Source organism: Dactylosporangium sp. NPDC051485, from assembly GCF_040682015.1.
GTDB lineage: Bacteria > Actinomycetota > Actinomycetes > Mycobacteriales > Micromonosporaceae > Dactylosporangium.
The window spans coordinates 45,236-59,393 of the sequence record NZ_JBFAZW010000035.1 but is presented as its reverse complement, the minus strand read 5'-3'; the positions used below and the strand labels follow the sequence as shown (position 1 = coordinate 59,393).

Here is a 14,158-nt window from a genome sequence, read left to right as displayed (position 1 = left end):
AAACCCGACCCGCCAATCGTTCAGCGGCGGGCGCCGAGCAGGACGTCGTTGGGCGTGCAGGCGCTGCAGGGGGTGAAGCCGAGCTCGACGGCCTCGTGCACCGGCAGCGGCTCGTTCTCGCGGCCCAGCAGGTGCGGGCAGCTCGGCACGTGGTAGCGGGGCCGGCCGTCGATCACCAGCACCGCGGCGTCGAGGGTGGCGACGCGGGCGAGGTCGGCCGCCGACGAGTGCTGGATCGGCGGCTCGTCGGCCGGGTCCTCGTCGTCGTAGTCCTCGTCATCGTCGTCGTCATCCTCGTAGGCGGGCCCGCTCGCGGCGCGGCCGGCGTCGTACCCGCCCCGGTCGCGGTAGTCGTCGTAGCGCCCGTCGTCACCCTGCTGGGGGATGGCCGAGTCGGGCTCGTCGCGGAGCGGGGCCACCATGGCCGTCTCGTCCGGGACGACCGCCGGACGCCCGCCGCCGACGGTGGTGCCGTAGGTGGTGCCGGTGCGGGCCCCGGCGCCGACCGGCTGGCGCTCGGCCCGGCGCGGCAACTCCTCGGAGTCGGCCAGGTCGAGGCCGTCGGCGCCGAGGCGGGAGGCGAACGGGTCGTAGCGCTCCGATGGCACCTGCCGCCCGACACGGGTGCGGGCCGAGCGCGCCGCCGCGGCCTGGCGGCCGCCGACGATGAGCGCCAAGGCGGCCAGCAGGCTCGCCCCGATGGACGCCATCAGCAAGGCGTCCGAGCCTTGCAACAGGCCCAGCACGAGCAGGCCGACGGCCACCACGATCAGCAGCAGACTTCCGACGATCACGGCCCTGTCCCTCCGCAACGCGAACCCCGGGGCGAAACAGAGCCTTCCCGGGCGAGTCTCTCTCAGCCTGTACAACGAGCGAACGTGCCGGAAGTCTCCCAGAACACGCCGGCGCCCCAGCCGAATTTCGACTGGGGCGCCGCGTGTCGCATTGACGAAGCGGGTGGGGCTGCGGTCAGCGACCGGCTCCCTCGTAGCCGCCGGTCAGGCCGGCCGTGGCCAGGCCGCCACCGACCGCCGGGCGGCTGGCGCTCTCGTTGCGGGCGGCCATCTCGGCCTCGAGGCTCTGCTCGCGGCCCGTCAGGTCGCGCAGCTGGCTCTCCAGGTAGGCCTTGAGGCGGGTGCGGTACTCCCGCTCGAACTGCTTGAGCTCCTCGATGTGCTTCTGCAGCGCGGTCCGCTTCGCGTCGAGGCCGCCCATGGCCTCCTGGTGGCGCTGGCGGGCGTCGCGCTCGAGCGCGTCGGCCTTCGCCCGCGCGTCGCGGGTGACCTCCTCGGCCTTGGTGCGGGCCTCGGTCAGCAGCTTGTCGGCCTCGCGGCGGGCGTCGGACACGTGGTCGTCGGCGGTGCGCTGGGCCATCATCAGCACGCGCAGCGCCTGCTGCTCGCCGTCGCCGGTGCCGCTGGGGCCGCCCTGCGAGCGGATCTGGTCGAGCTCCTGCTGCATGCCGCGGGCGGCCTGCTCGGCCGAGGCCTTCTCCCGCTGGACGCGCTCGAACTGGGTCTTGAGGTCGGCAAGCTCGGCCGCGAGGCGAGGGTCGCCGCCGGCGGCGCCGGGGGCGGAGCGGGCGGGGGCGCCGCCGCGCTCGAGCTGCGCGCGCAGCTCGTTGTTCTCTTCGATCAGCCGGGCGAGCTCACGCTCGACCTCGTCGAGGAAGGCGTCGACCTCCTCCTCGTCGTAGCCCCGCTTGCCGATCGGAGGCTTCTTGAAGGCGACGTTGTGAACGTCGGCCGGGGTCAGCGGCATCGAAACTCCTCGGGTCAGTTGCGGCCGCGTGGCCGCCGAGCGGTGCGTGTCACGAGAACGCCGCGATCAGCCGCCCTAACACGACGTACATCAGCACGAACAGGATAACCAGCAGCACAAGCGAGGACAGGTCCACGGCCACGGTACCAATGCGCAGCGGACGGATCACCCGCCTCAACGCTTTGAGCGGCGGATCGGTGACGCTCCACACCACTTCCAGCGCCGCCGCGGCGCCCCGGCCGGGCTGCCAGCGGCGTCCGAACTGCATGACGTAACCCATCACGAAGCGTGCGAGGAGCGCCACCAGGAACAGGTAGAGCAGCAGGTGCACGATCTGCAAGGTGATGGACACCACGGTCGTTGAGTCCTCGAATCAGCTCTGGTTGAAGAACCCGCCCTCGGCGATCTTAGCTTTGTCCTCGGCGGTGACCTGGACATTTGCTGGCGAGAGCAGGAAGACTCGGTTGGTCACCCGCTCGAAGTTACCACGGAGTCCGAATACCAGCCCGGCCGCGAAGTCCACCAAACGTTTGGCGTCTGCCTCGTCCATTTCGGTGAGGTTCATGATCACCGGCACGCCGTCGCGGAAGTGCTCCCCGATGGTGCGCGCCTCGTTGTACGTGGTCGGGTGCAGCGTGGTGATCGCGTAACGGCGATCGTCGCTGTCCTCCTCGACCTGCGGGCGGTCCCGGAGCGTGCTCGACGGGGTGAGCGCGAGATTGTCGCGTGTCGGGTAGCTGATCGACGAGCTCGGCCGCGTGATGGAGCGCACGGTGCTGGTCCGGCTGGCCGCGCTGGCCTCCAGCCGCTCGGCCGCGGAGAGCCGGTCGGAGCCGCTCAGCCGGTCCGACGAGGACAGCCGGTCGGACGCGCTCAGCCGGTCGGAGCCGCCCAGCCGGTCCGACGAGGACAACCGGTCGGAGGCGCTCAGCCGGTCGGACGTCCGATCCACGGCCGACAGCCGGTCGGCGGCCGACAGGCGGTCCGAGGACGTGCGGGAGCGCGGCGCCGGCACCTCGTCGACGTCATCGTCGTCGTCGAGTAGGTCGTCGCCATACCGGTAATGACGATCGTCGTAGCCCCGATCGTCCTCGTCCTCGACGAGGCCGAGCCAGACGCCCGCCCTGCGCAGAGCACCCATGCGCGCCCCTCCGTCCACCGCCATGCGGCACTTCCCCCCGTTGTCCGTGCCACCGATCACGTTGTGCGACACCGCCCCGCCGGCGCAGAACCACACCCGTGTAGTTTTTCCGTTACCGCGGCCAGGCTACCCCAGCGGGGTGCGTTTTCCGAGCAATGCACTTCCGACACGAACATGTGTCGAGCCGTGCAGAATCGCGGATTCCAAGTCGTTGCTCATGCCCGCGGAAATCCAGTCCGCGGGGTCGTGCGGGCCGGCGAAGCGCTGGCGAATCCGCGACCCGATCGCGGCGAGCCGCGCGAATGCCTCGTCGGGGGCCCAGTCCAGCGGGGCCACCGCCATGACGCCGCGCAGCGACAGCGCCGGGCTGGCCGCGATCGCCTCCGCCACCTTCTCCACCATGCCGGTCAGCGCCCCGCCGCGCTGCTCGTCGTCGTCCAGGCTGACCTGCACCAACGCGCCGAGCGCAGCCTCCCGCCCGGCCCGCGCCGCGGCGTCGGCCAGGGCGTCGACCAGGCGCAGGCTGTCCACGGAGTGCACGGCGTCGGCGTAGGACGCCACCGAGCGGGCCTTGTTGCGCTGCAGCTGCCCGACGAAGTGCCAGCGCACGCCGGGCACGGCGGCGGCCTTGGCGGCCGCCTCCTGGTCACGATTCTCCCCGACGTCACGAATGCCGAGCTCGGCCAGGCGGGCGACGTCCCCGGCCGGATAGGTCTTCGTGATCGCCACGAGCGTCACCGATTCCGGCTCGCGCCCCGCGGCCCGGCAGGCGGCCGAGATCCGCTCGCGCACCGTCGCGAGATTGGCCGCGATCAGCGCCGTGCGCTCGTCCACACAAAACTCCCCCAGATATGGCGATTGGGTAGACCGCCCCAGCGGCCTACCCAATCGCGGCAGTTGTCAATCACGCGCCGTTCTTGAGGAAGTCCGGCACGTCGACGTCGTCGAACAGGACCCGCCGGGGCGGCGGCGGGGCCTGGCGCTCCTGGGGAGCCGGCTCCTTGGGCTGGCTGTGCTGCGGGCCGTGCGCGGTGCGCGGGGCCCGCGCCTCGATCGGGCGGTACGCCGGGGCGCCCCCGTCGAAGCCCGCCGCGATGACCGTGACGCGCACCTCGTCGCCGAGCGCGTCGTCGATGACCGCGCCGAAGATGATGTTCGCGTCCGGGTGCGCGGCGTCGGTGACCAGCTGCGCCGCGTCGTTGATCTCGAACAGGCCCAGGTCGGACCCGCCCGCGATGGACAGCAGCACGCCCCGCGCGCCGTCCATGCTCTGCTCCAGCAGCGGGCTAGAGATCGCCGACTCCGCGGCCTCGACCGCGCGGTTGTCCCCGCGGGCGCTGCCGATGCCCATGAGGGCGCTCCCGGCGCCGCTCATGACGCTCTTGACGTCGGCGAAGTCGAGGTTGATCAGGCCCGGCGTGGTGATCAGGTCGGTGATGCCCTGCACACCGGAGAGCAGCACCTGGTCGGCCTGACGGAACGCGTCCATCATGCTGATGCCGCGGTCCCCGAGGGCCAGCAGCCGGTCGTTGGGGATCACGATGAGCGTGTCGCACTGGTTGCGCAGCTCCTCGATGCCCGCCTCGGCCTGCACCTGCCGGCGCTTGCCCTCGAACGAGAACGGCCGGGTGACCACGCCGATGGTCAGCGCGCCGAGCTTCCGCGCGATATTGGCCACGACGGGCGCCCCGCCGGTGCCGGTGCCGCCGCCCTCACCGCAGGTGACGAAGACCATGTCGGCGCCCTTGAGCACCTCTTCGATCTCGTCCCGGTGGTCTTCGGCCGCATTCTTGCCGACGTCGGGATTGGCGCCCGCGCCGAGGCCACGGGTCAGTTCCCGGCCGACGTCGAGCTTGACGTCGGCGTCGCTCATCAGCAGGGCCTGGGCATCGGTGTTGATCGCGATGAACTCGACGCCCTTCAGGCCAACCTCGATCATGCGATTGACGGCATTGACACCGCCGCCGCCGATGCCGACGACCTTGATGACCGCGAGATAGTTGTGCGGATGTGTCATCGGACCACCTTTCCTTTCGAGGTTGGCGAGCGCCGATCCTGCCCGGAGTCGTGATGCCCGACCCCGCGACGGGTGGCGTCCGCCAAAGTGCGAACGCATCGGATGGGGGTCCCGCAAACCCTCATCCTTTACTAGAGGCTTATAGTTATGTCAACTAATGCCTTATCGCAAGGTAAGGGCCCGACTGTCGTGATCCAAGGACCACGCCTCGGCGTGTCGGCTAATCGCCCACGACGCCGTCGACCAACTTCCTAACGGCGTCGAGGCGCCCGTTGTGACGGGCGGTCCCCTCGATCATGCGCAAAGCGCACTCGAGGTGCACCGTCTCGCGATGGAAGTCGAGCCGGCGGGCCAGCTGGACCGGGGTGTGGGTCACTTCTCCAGCACCACGCCGGGCGCGCTCACGTCCAGGGTCCGGCCCGGCTCGATCCGGGTGAGCTCCAGCACCCGCACCTTGGCCACGTTCTGCGTGGCGTCGCCCCAGATCACCACCCGGTTGCCGGTCAGCTCGAGCCGGATGCGGGTCGGACTCTCGGCGACCAGGGCGACCAGCTGCGCGCGGATCCCCGGCGACAGGGCCCCGAGCACGGTCAGGGCGCCCTTGGTGGTCGGGTCGCCGGGCCCGGGCTGGGCGATGCGGATCACCGGCAGGCCGGGCGGGACGGCGTCGACCGGCAGGTAGGCCACGCCGTCGCCGTCGAGCAGGGTGTACCCGCCGGCCTTGGGCACCACGGCCACCGCCGTGCGCTCCCGCACCGCCACGACGAGGGTGTGCGGGTAGCGGGTGGTGACGGCGGCCGAGCGCACCGGGGCGAGCGCCTCGACCCGCCGCTGCACCGCGCGCAGGTCGAGACGGGGCATCGGGGTGCCGTGCGGGACGGCCGCGGCTCGCCGTACCGCCGCGGGGTCCATCGCCGAGGCACCCGTGACCTCGATGCTGCCGACGCCCAGGACCGGGGTCAGGTAGACGATCGCCACCACCCCGCCGAGCAGCGCCGCCACGGCCAGGCCGATCAGCCAGGGCAGGGCCGCGCGGAGGCGGTGCTGCCGGGCCCGCTTCGCGAAGCGCCGCACCGAGGACGGCGCGTCGCGAGGGGCCAGGACGAGCCGCCATCCGCGCGTCTGCGTCACGACGTGGCCTAGTCGTCGACCCGGGAGTGCCGGCCCACGTAACCCTCCGGATCCGGGTCGTCCTTGAGCGCGGCGAGCAGTTCGTCGCCCATGAGCGAGATCGGCGGGGCGCCCATGGTGACCACCACGTCGCCCTCGCGCACCCGGGCGACGACCTCGCCGGGCACGTCCTCCCAGGACGGCACGAACACCTTGCGGTCGTCGGGCAGGTCGACGGCGGCGGTCAGGGCCACCCCGCCCTCACCCGGCTCGCGCACCTCGCCCGGGCCGAAGACCTCCATGATGATCGCCTCGTCGGCCAGCGACAGGCCGGCCGCGATCTCGGCCTGGAAGTCGCGGGTCCGGTACACCCGGTAGGGCTGGAAGACCACGACGAGCCGCCCGTCGCCGGCGACCTCGCGCAGCGTGCGCAGGGCCGCGGCGATCGGGACCGGGTGGTACGCGTACTCGTCGTACACCCGCACCCCGGCCTCGGCGCCCTTGAACTCGAACCGGCGGCGCACGCCCGGGAAGGTGGCCAGGCTCTCGATCGCCGTCTCGGCCGGCACGCCCAGCCGCAGCGCGGCGAGGATGGCGCCGGCCGAGTTGAGCCCGAGGTGGGCGCCCGGCACCGGCAGGAAGACCTCGCCCAGCGGCACGCCGTCGTGGTGGGCCACGTAGCGCACCCCCTGGACGGAGGAGCGGACCTCGCTGATGCGCAGGTCGGCGTCGGGCGCCGTGCCGTAGGTGACTACGTCGGCGCCGGCCGCGCGGGCGCGCACCGCCATCCGCATCGCCCCGGCGTCGTCCGCGCAGGTCACCACGAACCCGCCCGGCTCCACCCGGGAGCAGAACTCGACGAACGCGTCCTCGAGCCCCTGCAGGTCGCCATAGGTGTTGAGGTGGTCGGCGTCGATGTTCGTGACGACCGCGACGTGGGGGGTGTACAGCAGGAAGGACCGGTCGCTCTCGTCCGCCTCGGCCACGAACAGCTCGCCGGTGCCGTGGTGGGCGCTGGAGCCGACCGCCGAGATCTCGCCGCCGATCACGAACGACGGGTCGAGCCCGGCGTGCTGCAGGATCAGCGTGATCATCGAGGTGGTGGTGGTCTTGCCGTGCGTGCCGGCCACGGCGATGCTGCGCCGGCCGTGCATCGTGGCCGCCAGGGCCTCCGAGCGGTGCATGAGCCGCAGGCCCCGCTCCCGGGCGGTGACCAGCTCGATGTGGTCCTTCGGGATGGCGGTGGAGTAGACGACCGTGTCCACGCCGTCGAGGTTGGACGGCTCGTGGGTGCGGTAGATCGTCCCGCCGAGCGCCTTGAGGGCGGCCAGCTGGGGCCACTCCTTGAGCTCGCTGCCCGACAGCGGGATGCCGCGGGTCAGCAGCAGCCGGGCGAGCCCGCTCATGCCGACCCCGCCCACCCCGACCAGGTGCACCTTGCCCAGGTCCTCGGCCGTGAGACCGTTCCCGCTTCGCTCCGGACCGCTCATGCTCCGACCACCTTCAGCACGTACCGACGAAGGGCCTCGTCGCCGTCGCGGCGGCCGTAACCGGCGGCCGCGCGGCTCATCGCGGCGAGCCGGGCGCCATCGCGCACCAGCGGCACCACGGTGTTCGCGATCAGTTCGGGCGACAGGTCGCCGTCCTCGACGATCAGTCCTCCCCCGGCCTCGACCACCGGCAGCGCGTTGCGCCGTTGCTCGCCGTTGCCCCACGGCAGCGGCACGTAAACCGCCGGCATGCCGATCGCCGCGGTCTCGGCGCAGGTCATCGCGCCGCCGCGGCACAGCGCCAGGTCACCCGCGGCGTAGCCCAGCTCCATCTCGGAGAGGAACTTGACCCGCACGTACGGCGCGGCCAGCCCGAACGGGACGTCGAAGTCCTCGTTGCGGGCGCCGATGATGTGCAGCACCTGCACGCCGGCCGAGGTGATCGCCTTGGCCGCACCGGCCACCGCGTTGTTGATCGAGCGGGCGCCCGAGGAGGCGCCGAACACGAACAGCGTCGGCAGGTTGGGGTCCAGGCCGAAGTAGCGCCGGGCCTCGGCCCGCCGGGCCGCCCGGTCCAGGGTCGCGATGCTCTGGCGCAGGGGGACGCCGACGACCTCGGCGCCGGCCACGGCCGGCATCTGCTGCCGCTGGTGCGGGAAGCCGAGCACGAGGTGGTTGGTGAAGCGCATGCCCATCTTGTTGGCCACGCCGATAGGCACGTTCACCTCGTGGATCACGGTCGGCGTCTTGCGTCGCCAGGCCGCGAGGTAGGCCGGCACCGAGACGTAACCGCCGAAGCCGACGACGGCGTCGGCGTTGACCTCGTCCAGGATCGCCCGGGTGGCCCGGGCCGCCTTCCACATCCGGTCCGGGGTGCGGACGAGGTTCATGTTGACCGAGCGGGGCAGTTGGTACGCCGGAACGTGGCGCAGATCGTAGCCGCGCTGCGGGATGAGGTCGTTCTCCATCCCGCTGGGCGACCCGATGCAGGTGATGCGGACGCCGGGGTCGTGCCTGCGCAAACAGTCGGCGAAGGCCAGCAGCGGGTAGATGTGCCCGCCCGTGCCTCCGCCGGCCAGCACCACCGAGCGCAGCGCTGCCATCAGGTGCTCCTTCCGCGGGTCGACCCCGCGAGGCTGGGCCGGCCCGTCGTGCGTGTCGAGGGGTCCGTGCCGTCGTCGTCCTCGCGGGCGCGCGGAAGCGGCGGCAACGGCGCCCAGAGTAGTCGCACCCATTTCCGGGGTGGACGGGCGTGCATGGCTAGCGCGCACTCCGGCTCGGCCCGGGCGGCTGACGTCAGGATGCCGGCCGCGGCGAGCGCTACCACGAGGGCGGTGCCGCCGTAGGAGATGAACGGCAGCGGAAGGCCGGTGATCGGCATCAACCCGACCACCCCGCCGATATTGATGATCGCCTGACCGACGAACCAGATGGTGATCGCGGCCGCCATCAGCCGGCGGAACGGGTCCTCAACCCGGCGGGCGATGCGCAGCCCGGTGTACGTCAGCATGCCGAACAGCAGCAGGATCACCATGCAGCCGACCACGCCGAGCTCCTCGGCGACGATGGCGAAGATGAAGTCGTTGTGCGCGTTGGGCAGCCGGCCCCACTTGAGGTGTCCCTGGCCGAGGCCCACGCCGAACCAGCCGCCGTCGGCCATCGCCCAGAGGCCGCGCAGGTACTGATACCGCCCGTTCTCCCCCTTCGGGTCGATGCTCGGGTCGAAGAACACCTTGAGCCGGTCGAGCCGGTAGTCCTTGTGCGCCGGCAGCAGGATGAGCGCCAGCACGCCGGCGGCGAAGAAGCCGCCCAGCCAGCCGAACACCTGCAGCCGGGCCCCGGCCGCCCAGAGCAGTCCGACGAACAGCACGACCATGCAGATCATCGAGCCGAGGTCGTTGTAGCCGACGAGCAGCAGCAGGGTGACCGCCACCGGGAACAGCGGCATCAGCAGCTCGCGCCAGGACAGGATGGTGCGGCCCTTGCGCACCAGCAGGTCGGCGCCCCAGACCACCAGCGCGATCTTGGCCAGCTCGGCCGGCTGCAGCTGCAGGCTGCCGATGCCCAGCCAGAGGTCGTAGACCCAGATCGGCCCGAGATGGATCGCCGACACCTTGTCGCCGGGCGGCGTATGCCGCGCGGCGAGCCACCCCATCAGGTCCACGAAGGACATGAGCAGGAACGACGCGAGCAGCAGCGGGATCGCCAGGGCGCGGAAGGTGCGCGTCGGCAGCCGCTGGAAGACCCAGAACGCGAGCAGCCCGACCACCGCCCAGAGCGCCTGCTTGGCGATCGAGGTGAACGGGCTGCCCGTGGTCGCGAAGTTGCCGACGCTGGTCACGGAGAAGACCATGATCAGGCCGATGAGCACGAGCAGCCCGACGCTGGACAGCAGCAGGTAGTACGAGGCGAGCGGGCGGTCCAGCAGGCCCCGCAGGGTGCCGACGAAGTTCGCGGCCCACCCGCCTTCCGCGGGACGCGTCCGCTCGTGCGTAAGGTTCGGAACTTCCTCCCCGTCGCTCCTCATGCCGCCCATCATTCCGGCGCGGCGCGCCGAATGCCCGTTACGACGCGCGGACAGCGGCAGGGGGTTCCGCCGCGGAACCCCCTGCCGCTACGAACCGGCGACGAGGCGACTACGAAGCGCCACTCATCACTCTGAGGAAGTCGGCGGCGAAGAGGCCGAGGGCCGCCGCCACGCCGAGGCCGGCGATGATCCAGAACCGGACCACGATGTTGACCTCGCTCCAGCCGGCCAGCTCGAAGTGGTGCTGGAGCGGGACCATCCGGAAGATGCGCTTACCCGTCGTCCGGTACGAGCCGATCTGCATCACCCAGGTCACCACGATGATGACGAAGAGCAGGCCGAGCAGCGGCAGCAGCAGGATGGTCTTGGTCGCCACCGCCAGGCCGGCGATGAGCGAGCCCAGCGCCATGGAGCCGGTGTCGCCCATGAAGATGCGGGCCGGGGACGTGTTCCACCACAGGAAGCCCACGAGCGCGCCGACGGCGGCCCCGGCGATCAGGGCCATCTCCAGCGGGTCGCGCACGTCGTAGCAGAAGTCGGCGGTGTACTGCGCGTCGGCGCACCAGTGGCGGTACTGCCAGAACGCGATCGCCATGTAGGAGATGAGCACCAGGATCGACGTGCCCGTGGCCAGGCCGTCGAGGCCGTCGGTCAGGTTCACCGCGTTGGACATCGACATCACGACGAACACGAAGAACACGACCGCGGCGATCTTGCCGATGTTGAGCCAGTCGATGTCGTGCACCCAGGACAGCTTGGGGCTGGCCACGGTGGTGACTTCCTGCCGGCCGGTCTTCTTGGCGCCCACGTAGAGGGCGATCGCGCCGAAGATGGCGCCGATGAGCGCCTGGCCGATGAGCTTGCCGCGCTTGTTGAGCCCGTCGCTGTTGCGCTTGGCGACCTTGAGGTAGTCGTCGAGGAAGCCCAGCAGGCCGGTGAAGACGAACAGGCCGAGCAGCACGACGGCGGTGGCGGTCGGCCCAGCCGGGCGCAGCTGCTTGTCGGGCAGCGTGGTGAGGGCCACGTGACCGCCCGTGTAGGCGACCAGGGTGGCGAAGATGAAGACGACGCCGCCCATGGTGGGCGTGCCCTTCTTGCCGAGGTGGGTCTGCGGGCCCTCGGTGCGGATGGGCTGGTCGGCCTTCAGGCGGGTGAAGTACTTGATCGCGATCGGCGTGCCGAACAGCGAGATGAGAAATGCCACGAAGGCCGCGACGAAGACGGCCCTCACTTCAGAGCACCTTCCAGGTCACCGGAGCGCAGGGCGTCGGCGACCTCCCAGGTCCGGTACCGCGATCCCTTGACCAGGACCACATCGCGCGGAAGCAGCTCGGCGCGCAGCAGCGCCACGGCGGCCTCCTGATCGGTCACGAGCACCGAGTCTCCTCCCCAACTCGCCACGGCGGCCGCCCCGTCCAGGATCGGCGCGGCCTGCTCGCTGACGGCCACGAGACGGTCGACGCCGAGTTCCGCGGCGAGGCGACCGACCTCTTCGTGTCCGGCTCGCTCGTACTCGCCGAGCTCCGCCATGAAGCCGAGCACCGCGATCTTGCGCCGCCCGCCGGCCACGGCGACGAGCGCGCGCAGCGCCGCCTCCATGGACGCCGGATTGGCGTTGTACGAGTCGTCGATGACCGTGACATCGTCGGCACGGTCGAAGACATCCATCCTTCGGGTCGACAAACCCGCTAGATCGCCGAGTCCGGCGGCGATCGCGGCCGGGTCCATGCCCGCGTGGGCCGCGACGGCGGCGGCGAGCAGCGCGTTGCCCACGCTGTGCCGCCCGGCGACGTCGAGGCACACGGGCACCGGCTCGGCGCCCGGCAGGTGCAGCGTGAAGCCGAAGCGGCCGCGGTCCAGCGCCACGACGTCGGTGGCCCGCACCTCGGCGCCGGCGGCCTCGCCGGCCGGCACGACCCGGGCCCGGGTGCGGGCGGCCATGGCGCTCACCCGCTCGTCGTCGGCGTTGAGCACGGCCACGCCGTCCGGCCCCAGGACCTCCACGAGCTCGCCCTTGGCCTGCGCGATGCCCTCGACGGAGCCGAACTCGGCGATGTGGGCCACGCCCACGTTGAGCACGACGGAGACGTCCGGAGGAGCGATTTCGCAGAGGTACCTCAGGTGCCCGATCCCCCGCGCGCCCATCTCGAGCACGAGGAAGCGGGTCCGCTCGCCGGCCTTGAGGACCGTGTAGGGCGTGCCGAGCTCGTTGTTCTCGCTGCCGTTCGTGGCCACGGTCTCGCCGTGCGTGGCGAGCAGCCGGGCGATGAGGTCCTTCGTGCTGGTCTTGCCGGACGAGCCGGTGATCGCCACGACGGTCAGGCGGGGCAGCCGGTCCAGCACGGCCCGGGCCAGCAGCCCGAGGGCGTGGCGCGGGTCCTCGACCACGATCGTGGGCACGCCCGGGACGGGGCGGCTGCCGAGCACCCCGGCGGCGCCGTCGGCCATCGCCTTGGGCGCGAACTCGTGCGCGTCGACCTTGGCCCCCGCGAAGGCGACGAAGAGCCCGCCGGGCCCGACCTTGCGCGAGTCGTACTCCACCGGCCCGTCGACGATCGCGGCCGGGTCGCCCCCGTGCAGCGCCCCGCCGACGATCCCGGCGATCTCCCCCAGCGATAACGCGATCATGAGGCCGCCTCCCGCAACACCGCCGCCAGCTCGACCCGGTCGTCGAACGGCAACACCTCGCCGTTGATCTCCTGGCCGCGCTCGTGGCCCTTGCCCAGCAGCGCGATCACGTCGCCGGGCTTGGCCTGGGCGACCGCGTGGGCGATCGCCGCCCGCCGCCCGTCGACCTCGACCACCGCCGCCGCGCCGCCGGTGGCGCCGCGGGCACCGGCGAGCACCTCGGCCCGGATCGCCGCCGGGTCCTCGGTGCGCGGGTTGTCGTCGGTGACGATCACCAGGTCGGCCCCCTCGGCCGCGGCCCGCCCCATGAGCGGCCGCTTGCCGCGGTCCCGGTCGCCGCCGGCCCCGACCACGCACAGCACCCGGCCGCCGCGGTCGGCGGCCAGCGCGCGCAGTGCCCGGAGCACCTCGACCATGGCGTCGGGCTTGTGCGCGTAGTCCACCACGCCGATCACGTCGCCGGGGGCGTCCACGCGCTCCATGCGCCCGGGCGAGCCCGGCGCCGCGGCCACGGCGCCCGCCGCGACGTCGAGGTCGACGCCCACCGCGACCAGGGAGGCGATCGCCAGCAGCGCGTTGGCCACGTTGTGCCGGCCCGGCAGCCGCACGCCGGAGCGGGCCGTGCGCCCCTGCCAGTGCACGTCGAACGCCTGGCCGTAGCCGTCCGGCGTCACGCCGGAGACGCCGAAGTCCGCGCCGTCACCCGCGGCGGAGTAGGTCCACGTGCCGGGCTTGCTCAGTCGCATAACCGACACATCATCGAAGTTGAGGATCTCGACGGCGGCGCGGCCGTCGAAAAGGCGCGCCTTGGCCGCGAAGTACGCCTCCACGCTCGGGTGGAAGTCCAGGTGGTCCAGGCCGAAGTTGGTGAAGCCGGCGGCGGCGAAGTGCACCCCGCCGACCCGGCCGACCTCCAGCGCGTGGCTGGAGACCTCCATCGCCACCGACTGCACGCCGCGCTCCAGCGCCGCGGCGAACAGGGCGTGCAGGTCGGTCGCCTCGGGGGTGGTGCGGATGCTCTCGACGCTCAGGTCGCCCAGCCGCGTCTCCACGGTGCCGATCAGGCCGGTGACCTGGCCCGCGGCCCGCAGCCCGGCCTCGATGAGGTACGTCGTGGAGGTCTTGCCGGCGGTCCCGGTGATCCCGATCGTGCTCAGCCGGCGGGTCGGCTCGCCGTACACCTTGGAGGCGACGTCGCCGAGCACGTCGCGGGGCCGGTCGACCACGATGAACGGCACGCCGGCGTCCTCCCGCACCCCCTCGGGGTCGGTCAGCACCGCGACCGCGCCGCGCTGCAGCGCCTCGGGGATGAACCGGGCGCCGTGGACGCGCGAGCCCGGCAATGCCGCGTAGAGATCACCCGGAAGTACGGCCGAGCTACTGTGCGTCACCCCCGTGACCGAGACATCTTCCGGTCCGCCGCCCAGCTCAGCGATGAGTACGGGGCGGACATTCCGCGGACGGGGATAGCCGGGCACGGGGTC

14 protein-coding genes are annotated in these 14,158 nt (G+C 72.0%); all 14 read right to left on the bottom strand.

What is annotated here, in order from left to right:
- Window positions 1–20 precede the first annotated feature (20 nt).
- Entirely contained in the window at window positions 21–608 is a 588-nt protein-coding gene (locus tag AB0M46_RS21260; protein WP_363338464.1) for a hypothetical protein, read from the bottom strand.
- Window positions 609–969: 361 nt separating this feature from the next.
- Window positions 970–1,761, bottom strand: a complete 792-nt coding sequence (locus AB0M46_RS21255) for a DivIVA domain-containing protein (protein WP_363338409.1) — start codon at window positions 1,759–1,761, stop codon at window positions 970–972.
- Window positions 1,762–1,810: 49 nt separating this feature from the next.
- Window positions 1,811–2,116, bottom strand: a complete 306-nt coding sequence (locus tag AB0M46_RS21250; RefSeq protein WP_344612605.1) for a YggT family protein — start codon at window positions 2,114–2,116, stop codon at window positions 1,811–1,813.
- Between the two features lie 18 nt (window positions 2,117–2,134).
- Window positions 2,135–2,902 carry a cell division protein SepF gene (sepF, locus tag AB0M46_RS21245; RefSeq protein WP_363338406.1) on the bottom strand — a complete coding sequence of 256 codons (768 nt, stop codon included), beginning with the start codon at window positions 2,900–2,902 and terminating at the stop codon, window positions 2,135–2,137.
- Between the two features lie 126 nt (window positions 2,903–3,028).
- The gene (locus tag AB0M46_RS21240) at window positions 3,029–3,736 is read right to left on the bottom strand and encodes a YggS family pyridoxal phosphate-dependent enzyme (RefSeq protein ID WP_363338405.1); all 708 of its coding nucleotides are present in this window, start codon (window positions 3,734–3,736) and stop codon (window positions 3,029–3,031) included.
- Between the two features lie 70 nt (window positions 3,737–3,806).
- Window positions 3,807–4,919: a cell division protein FtsZ gene (ftsZ, locus tag AB0M46_RS21235; RefSeq protein ID WP_363338403.1), complete on the bottom strand. Its 1,113-nt coding sequence runs from the start codon at window positions 4,917–4,919 to the stop codon at window positions 3,807–3,809.
- 220 nt (window positions 4,920–5,139) lie between these two features.
- The gene (locus tag AB0M46_RS21230) at window positions 5,140–5,295 is read right to left on the bottom strand and encodes a hypothetical protein (protein ID WP_363338401.1); all 156 of its coding nucleotides are present in this window, start codon (window positions 5,293–5,295) and stop codon (window positions 5,140–5,142) included.
- Window positions 5,292–6,050, bottom strand: a complete 759-nt coding sequence (locus AB0M46_RS21225; RefSeq protein ID WP_363338399.1) for an FtsQ-type POTRA domain-containing protein — start codon at window positions 6,048–6,050, stop codon at window positions 5,292–5,294. The genes AB0M46_RS21230 and AB0M46_RS21225 overlap by 4 nt, the downstream gene beginning before the upstream one ends.
- Window positions 6,051–6,058: 8 nt before the next feature.
- Window positions 6,059–7,519 carry a UDP-N-acetylmuramate--L-alanine ligase gene (gene murC, locus AB0M46_RS21220; RefSeq protein ID WP_363338397.1) on the bottom strand — a complete coding sequence of 487 codons (1,461 nt, stop codon included), beginning with the start codon at window positions 7,517–7,519 and terminating at the stop codon, window positions 6,059–6,061.
- The gene (locus AB0M46_RS21215; RefSeq protein WP_363338395.1) at window positions 7,516–8,622 is read right to left on the bottom strand and encodes a UDP-N-acetylglucosamine--N-acetylmuramyl-(pentapeptide) pyrophosphoryl-undecaprenol N-acetylglucosamine transferase; all 1,107 of its coding nucleotides are present in this window, start codon (window positions 8,620–8,622) and stop codon (window positions 7,516–7,518) included. The genes murC and AB0M46_RS21215 overlap by 4 nt, the downstream gene beginning before the upstream one ends.
- Window positions 8,622–10,046 carry a putative peptidoglycan glycosyltransferase FtsW gene (locus tag AB0M46_RS21210; protein ID WP_363338393.1) on the bottom strand — a complete coding sequence of 475 codons (1,425 nt, stop codon included), beginning with the start codon at window positions 10,044–10,046 and terminating at the stop codon, window positions 8,622–8,624. The genes AB0M46_RS21215 and AB0M46_RS21210 overlap by 1 nt, the downstream gene beginning before the upstream one ends.
- A gap of 109 nt (window positions 10,047–10,155) precedes the next feature.
- Window positions 10,156–11,277 carry a phospho-N-acetylmuramoyl-pentapeptide-transferase gene (gene mraY / locus AB0M46_RS21205; protein WP_363338391.1) on the bottom strand — a complete coding sequence of 374 codons (1,122 nt, stop codon included), beginning with the start codon at window positions 11,275–11,277 and terminating at the stop codon, window positions 10,156–10,158.
- Window positions 11,274–12,674, bottom strand: a complete 1,401-nt coding sequence (gene murF / locus AB0M46_RS21200; RefSeq protein ID WP_363338389.1) for a UDP-N-acetylmuramoyl-tripeptide--D-alanyl-D-alanine ligase — start codon at window positions 12,672–12,674, stop codon at window positions 11,274–11,276. The genes mraY and murF overlap by 4 nt, the downstream gene beginning before the upstream one ends.
- Complete coding sequence (locus AB0M46_RS21195) at window positions 12,671–14,152, bottom strand: UDP-N-acetylmuramoyl-L-alanyl-D-glutamate--2,6-diaminopimelate ligase (protein ID WP_363338387.1); 1,482 nt, start codon at window positions 14,150–14,152, stop codon at window positions 12,671–12,673. The genes murF and AB0M46_RS21195 overlap by 4 nt, the downstream gene beginning before the upstream one ends.
- Window positions 14,153–14,158 lie beyond the last annotated feature (6 nt).